General features: G+C 56.7%; 2 protein-coding genes. One reads left to right on the forward strand and one right to left on the reverse strand.

Going from position 1 to position 2,004, the window contains the following annotated elements:
* Positions 1–242: hypothetical protein (locus tag VQ044_RS24905; RefSeq protein WP_331827876.1), on the forward strand; the 242-nt coding region annotated here is incomplete at its 5' end.
* 499 nt (positions 243–741) lie between these two features.
* On the opposite strand, the gene VQ044_RS24910 is transcribed toward VQ044_RS24905, so the two are convergent.
* On the reverse strand, positions 742–1,920 hold the full coding sequence (locus tag VQ044_RS24910; RefSeq protein ID WP_327650338.1) for an MFS transporter: 1,179 nt from the start codon (positions 1,918–1,920) through the stop codon (positions 742–744).
* Between the last annotated feature and the right edge of the window lie 84 nt (positions 1,921–2,004).

Genomic DNA, 2,004 nt, shown 5'->3' on the forward strand with positions numbered 1-2,004 from the left:
AACAGCCTATCCACTGGCCGGGTTTTACTCCGGCGCGGCCGACCCTCTCGCCGCCGCTTCGTGGCCTAATTTGTCACCGCCCTACACACCTTAATCTTGGCGATCTCGCCGCCATATTCCTGTTCATCGACCTTGATGCCGGTGTCAGCGGTGTAGATTTCGAATACAGCCTTGCGTTGCGCTTCCTGATAGGCACCGCCGAAGCTCATAACCGACAGCGATTCCTGCGCGAGAGCGGTTGAGCCGGAAAGTAACAAGATAGCCGTCGAGAGCGAAGCCAACGTGCGTCCGATTAGCATTTATTACCCCTTATATTGCGAAACTACTTCCCTCACCGAGAATATTTTTCTCGTAATTTCGATAAGTTCTATCGTAGTGACAGCCGCAAAATATACGGTAGCTAACGGCCCTAACCGTCGCAAATGAGTAGCTGTCATGATCTCATGAGATGCGCTTATTGTCGGACCGCACCCCACTTGACCGGACAATAAGCATCGCCGACGAGGCATAGGCATTCGCCTATAAATACGATTATGTCGGAGCTTCGGACGGCTCGTTTCACGGGTCGAAGTTATGACTGATGTCCTGGTATGCGTGAGGGGTGCGAAGGGTCGCGGAAGCTTGGAGAGCGGACCCGTATCGGGCAGACTTCCATCGCAAATAGAGGAGAATCTGCGGACGGTTGAGTTTCTTTCCTTCCAGGCCAGCCAGCAATCGGGGTGCGGTCTATCGATGAGCAGATCAATCGGGATCCGTACGTGGATCGAGAGCTATGGCAACTGGCGTTACGTCGGGAATCGGTACGAATATTTCCTGTTGCTCCGCAGGCAAGGGCGATTGCCGCCGGACACGCAAGAGTAAGAAGATCGCAAAGATCATGGCCACGGCCGACTCGAACGCGAAAAAGCTGTAAGGGCCATAGACAGCCATTAAAGCGGACGCGAGCAAGGGTCCGACCGTCGCGCCGATCGAATAGACCATCAGCAAACGCCCGGCAGCTGCGACATAATGCTTGCGCTCCAGCCGATCGAATGTCTGCGCGACGCAGATCGGATAAACACTGCTCATCGCTCCGCCGAAGCCTATCGCCAGAATGAGCAGGGCATAGAACGAGGATCCCGTTGAGATCGAACGCGCCAACAGCCCCCAGCAGACGCCGACCGCCATCAGGGCCCCGGCCAGGATGACGCGTCGGTCATAACGGTCGGCGAGAATACCGATAGGCAGTTGAAACGCGAGACCACCGAGCACGACGACGCTCATAAACAGGGCGGCTTCCGACACGCTGAGCCCGATACGCCTCGCGAAGACGATGCCGAGAGCGTAGAAGGAACCGACCAGCAATCCCGCAACGCCAGCACCGAAGAATCCAACGGGAGATGCCGCGTATAACTCTTTCGTGCGCAGTGGGCGGTGCTGCTTGAGGTTAGGCTCGCCAAGGCTCGTCAGCGCCACCGGTATGAGTGATAATCCTATCAGGCAGGCGGACAGAATAAACAGCTCAGGACCGTCGACATTCGCGAGATTGACCAGTGTTTGGCCCGTCGCGACCGCCAGATAGAAGGTGAGCATGTAGAGGCCCAGAACGCGCCCTCTCGTCGCGTTATTGCTGCGCTCATTAAGCCAGCTTTCGATTGCAGTGGTCAGACCGGCGATGCAGAATCCATTGATGATCCGCAAGATGAACCACACGGTTGGCGTGAACGCTTGCGAATAAGCCAAGGTCGTCACTGTGGTCAGCGCTGCGAAGACGGCGAAGGCGCGGATGTGGCCGATCTTTAGGATTAGCCGCTTTGCATGCAGACCTCCAAACGCCAGCCCCAGATAGTAGGCAGCCATGATCGTACCGGTCAGTGCGACCGAATAGCTAGCCGCTTCCATGCGTAGTGGCAGGACGACACCGAGCAGAGAGTTGGACACCTCGAACTACCGCCGATGTTGCGTTTTTCAGGGTCGGTGATCCGCCTTGGCCACGATGCGAGCCGACGACCTTGGTGAGTTTCT

This window comes from Aurantimonas sp. C2-5-R2 (assembly GCF_036549495.1).
GTDB classification, from domain to species: Bacteria; Pseudomonadota; Alphaproteobacteria; order Rhizobiales; family Rhizobiaceae; genus Aurantimonas; species Aurantimonas coralicida_A.